Source organism: Desulfovibrio sp. 1188_IL3213 (genome assembly GCF_036763145.1).
In the GTDB taxonomy this organism is placed as follows: domain Bacteria; phylum Desulfobacterota; class Desulfovibrionia; order Desulfovibrionales; family Desulfovibrionaceae; genus Desulfovibrio.
Window position 1 is genome coordinate 1 of the sequence record NZ_JBAIYR010000191.1, and the last position, 4,330, is coordinate 4,330.

Below are 4,330 nucleotides of genomic sequence, written 5' to 3' on the forward strand. Positions count from 1 at the left end.
ATAGAGCAAGAACAGGCGCAAAAGGCCCTTCTCTGGGCCTGGCTTCAGGAAGAGCGCATGGCTGAACTGGCGGACATGGCCCACGCCCTGGCCCGCAAGTCCGAGAACTTTACCCGCTCCCTCGGCGTGGACGAGGGCGACACCCAAGGCCCCGGCACTCTTGAAAGCTGTGCCGGAACAGGCGTTCTGGGTACGCCAGTGACCCTCGACCTGGGCCTCATGCCCCCGTGGCGGCTGGTAACGGCCAATGCCATGCACTTTCTGCCTCCTGACCTGCCCATTCTGGCAGAAGGCCCCATGTCCGAGGATATGCAGGAAGAAGCGGATTTCAGCCCGGCCCAGAAACATGCCGCCCTCCCGGTCGACGTCATGCCGCAGCTGCTTCAGGCGCATGCCCCGGCCTGGCGCATTCTCGGCCGCACACAGCCCACCGGCTCTCCGCCTCTGGATGTCGAGCGCCTGTGGCTCGTATGGAGGCCCGCATCATGAGCACGCTTTTTCCCCACGGTCTTGCAGGAGTCATCTTTGATTGCGACGGCGTGATGATAGATTCTCGCGAGTCCAACAATATTTTCTACAACCGCGTTCTTGAATACTTCAACCTTGCGCCCATGACGCCGGAGCAGGAAGAATACTGCTTTATGGCCACTGCCGTGCAGTCTTTGCTGTACATTGTGCCGCCGCACCTCCACGACCAGATAGAATACGTCACACGCGAAGTCGTCAACTATCGCCGCGACATACTGCCCATGCTGCGCCTGCAGCCGGGGTTTACCGACTTTATTGACGATCTTCGTGACCGCCGGGTGCGCATGGCCGTGCATACCAACCGCAGGTTTGAGGGAATACAAACGGTTCTGGACATTTTCGGCCTGCCCACCTATTTTAACCCTGTGGTTGCGGCCGACACGGCAGCGCCCAAGCCGTCTCCCGAAGGCACGCGGCGCATCTGCTCCGCCTGGGGCGTTCAGCCTGAAACAGTGCTTTTTGTGGGCGACAGCGAACATGACAAGGAAGCGGCCCGGGGGGCGGGCGTAGTATTTGCGGCGTTTAACGGCGGGCCTCTCCGGGGGCAGATAACGGTTACGGATTATGCGGGCCTGCACACCGCGCTGAACCGGATATTGCCGCCCCAGAATGCCAAGCTGTAAAACCAGGCCCCGCCGGGTTCCCCTGAGCGTATTTTTTGACCCAAAGACCGCCATTCTGGAGGGCGCATGATTGTTCTGGCCAATACCATGAGCGCCGTTGCCATGATTCTCGGTTCACTGCTGAACCTGTATTTCTGGATCGTCATCATCGCGGCCGTGCTTACCTGGGTGCGTCCCGACCCATATAATCCCATAGTGCGCACCCTGCGCGCTCTCACGGAACCCGTGTTTTACCGTGTGCGCAAGTGGTTGCCGTTTACCTACACCACCGGCATGGACTTTTCCCCGGTGGTGGTGCTGCTGAGCATCGAGCTTTTCAACCGCATTGTGGTTGCCTCTCTTGCCCAGTACGCGCATGCCATCCAATAATTCCGGCTTCCTCGCGGACTTCCGCGTTCGAACATCTAACAATGGAGATTTCTTATGGATCAGCATGAACTAGAACTACTAACCAAGTATGCGGCTACTGATCCGGAGCTGAAATCCCTTTGGGAAGATCACGTGCTCTATGAAAAACAGGTAGAAAAGCTTGAAGGCAAACCCTTCCGCACCCCTACTGAAGAACAGACCTTGAAGCAGCTGAAAAAACAGAAGCTTGAAGGCAAAACCCAGCTCATGGCAATCCTCGACAGGATAAAAAAACAGGATTGCTAGCAGGCTGTTAAGGAGCCGGCTATGGAATGTACAGGTGCGCAGATTCTCCTTGAGTCCCTGAAGAGAGAAGGCGTTGACGTGCTGTTCGGGTATCCCGGCGGCGCAGTGATTGATATCTATGACGAACTGCCGCGACATCAGGAAATACGTCACGTGCTGGTACGACACGAGCAAGGGGCTGTGCACGCGGCTGACGGCTATGCCCGCGCCTCCGGCAAGGTAGGCGCCTGCCTGGTTACCTCCGGTCCCGGAGCTACCAATACGGTGACGGGCATAGCCACAGCCTATTCCGATTCCATTCCTCTGGTAATCATTACGGGGCAGGTTCCCACACAACTGATCGGCAATGACGCCTTTCAGGAAGTGGACATCGTGGGCATCACCCGCCCCTGCACCAAGCATAATTTTCTGGTAAAGGACATCAACAAGCTGGCCCTTACCATCCGCCAGGCTTTTTATCTGGCACGCACGGGCCGCCCCGGTCCCGTACTCATTGACCTGCCCAAGGACGTCATGCAGACCAGGGCCGAATTCGTATGGCCCGAAGAAGTCTACATGCGCAGCTACAACCCCACCTACAAGCCCAACCTCAACCAGTTGCGGCGCTCGGTAGAAGAACTGGCGCGCGCCGAGCGCCCGGTTATTCTGGCTGGGGGCGGGGTTATCATGTCCGATGCGGCCGAGGCCCTCACGAGCCTTGCGCGCAAGTTGCAAATTCCCGTCACCTGCTCGCTCATGGGCCTTGGGGCCTTTCCGGCCACCGACCCGCTGTGGCTCGGCATGGTGGGCATGCACGGCACGTACGCCGCCAACCTGGCGATCAACAATGCCGATGTGCTGGTGTGCGTGGGTGCGCGCTTCGATGACCGCGTTACGGGCAAGCTGGCAGGCTTCGCGCCCAAAGCGCGCATCGTGCATATTGACATCGACCCCACATCCATACGCAAAAACGTGGAAGTGCACGTTCCCGTGGTGGGCGACTGCCGCCTGGCGCTGGAAGGTATGGGCGAAATATGCAGCGCCAAGCTGGAGGGCAAAGACTGGGGCAGCGAGCACGCCGCGTGGCTTGAGGCCGTGGCCGAATGGAAAAAAAGCAAGCCTCTCTGCTACCAGAAAAACCACAATATCAAGCCGCAGGAAGTCATCCAGACCCTGTATGAACTTTCCAACGACGATGCCATCATCGCCACCGAAGTGGGCCAGCACCAGATGTGGGTAGCCCAGTTCTACACGTTCACCAAGCCGCGCACCCTGCTGACCAGCGGGGGGCTCGGCACGATGGGTTACGGTTTTCCCGCGTCCATCGGCGCGCAGTTTGCCTTCCCCCACAAAAAAGTCATCACCGTCGCGGGCGACGCCTCGTTACAGATGAACATTCAGGAACTGGCTACCGTGGTTTCCAACAGGCTGCCCATCAAGGTCGTCATCCTGAACAACCGCCACCTCGGCATGGTGCGCCAGTGGCAGGAACTCTTTTACAACCAGAACTACAGCTCCACCAACATGGAGGCCCAGCCGGACTTTGTGAAGCTGGCCGAAGCCTACGGGGCCGAAGGCTACCGCATTGAAAAGCCCGAAGACCTGCGCGCCACCCTTGAAAAGGCCCTTGCCACACCCAATCCGGCCTTTATCGACGTAGTGGTTGAGCGCGAGGAAAACGTGTACCCCATTGTGCCCGCTGGCGCGGCGCTTGATGAAATGTTGCTGGTGTAAAGGAGGGGCTATGACCAAGACACATGTGCTTTCCGTGCTGGTGGAAAACGAGCCCGGCGTGCTCTCCCGCGTGGCGGGACTGTTCAGCGGGCGCGGCTTTAACATCCATTCGCTCAATGTGGCCCCGGCCCTGGAAGAGGGCGTTTCGCACATGACCATCACCACAGAAGGCGACAGCCTGATTTTAGAGCAGATAATGAAACAGCTGCACAAAATCGTGTCTGTCATCAAGGTGGTGGACTTTGCGGACATTGCCGCTGTTGAACGCGAAATGATGCTGGTCAAGGTGCAGGCTGAAGGCCCCATGCGGGGTGAAATTCTGCGCACCGTTGAGATATTCCGCTGCAAGGTGGTGGACGTAAGCCCCAATGAAATGACCATTGAGGCCACAGGCAATCAGGACAAGCTGGATGCCATCATCAATCTTTTACAGCGCTTTGGCATCAAGGAACTGGCGCGCACAGGCTCTGTAGCCATGCGTCGTTCCAAAAAGGCGGATTAGGGGCTGTTTCTGCGGCCCGGGGCATTTTCGCCCATGAGCGGATTTTCATCGAGCATGGTCGTCCGCTCTGCCGCCGCACTTGGCGCGCCACCCCGCAAGGCGGTGTGAGTGCGGCAAAATACACGCTTTTATGCTGCACACGCCTTTAAGCCCTCAGGGCGCTTCAAGGGCGTCATGGTTCCAGGACTGTCCGTTCCCGCGTCTGACGGCCCACAAGGCCCTCTCCGGCACGGGAATGACGCCGGCGGCCGGTGTCCCTTATCCCCAGGGGCCGCCCCTGCGTGCAGGCAGATCCGCAACCGCGCTCGCA

At 58.8% G+C, this 4,330-nt stretch carries 6 protein-coding genes; all 6 read left to right on the top strand.

From position 1 onward, the window contains the following. Positions 1–489: hypothetical protein (locus tag V6C16_RS08545; RefSeq protein WP_333543012.1), on the top strand; the 489-nt coding region annotated here is incomplete at its 5' end. After that, positions 486–1,151 carry an HAD family hydrolase gene (locus tag V6C16_RS08550; RefSeq protein WP_333535253.1) on the top strand — a complete coding sequence of 222 codons (666 nt, stop codon included), beginning with the start codon at positions 486–488 and terminating at the stop codon, positions 1,149–1,151. The genes V6C16_RS08545 and V6C16_RS08550, both read left to right, overlap by 4 nt. A gap of 66 nt (positions 1,152–1,217) precedes the next feature. Continuing rightward, entirely contained in the window at positions 1,218–1,520 is a 303-nt protein-coding gene (locus V6C16_RS08555; protein WP_333535252.1) for a YggT family protein, read from the top strand. 54 nt (positions 1,521–1,574) lie between these two features. After that, complete coding sequence (locus V6C16_RS08560; RefSeq protein WP_333535251.1) at positions 1,575–1,805, top strand: YdcH family protein; 231 nt, start codon at positions 1,575–1,577, stop codon at positions 1,803–1,805. 21 nt (positions 1,806–1,826) lie between these two features. After that, positions 1,827–3,518 (top strand): biosynthetic-type acetolactate synthase large subunit, encoded by a 1,692-nt coding sequence (gene ilvB, locus V6C16_RS08565; RefSeq protein ID WP_333543013.1) that lies wholly within the window; start codon positions 1,827–1,829, stop codon positions 3,516–3,518. A gap of 10 nt (positions 3,519–3,528) precedes the next feature. After that, entirely contained in the window at positions 3,529–4,020 is a 492-nt protein-coding gene (gene ilvN / locus V6C16_RS08570) for an acetolactate synthase small subunit (protein ID WP_012625524.1), read from the top strand. The last annotated feature ends 310 nt before the right edge of the window (positions 4,021–4,330 follow it).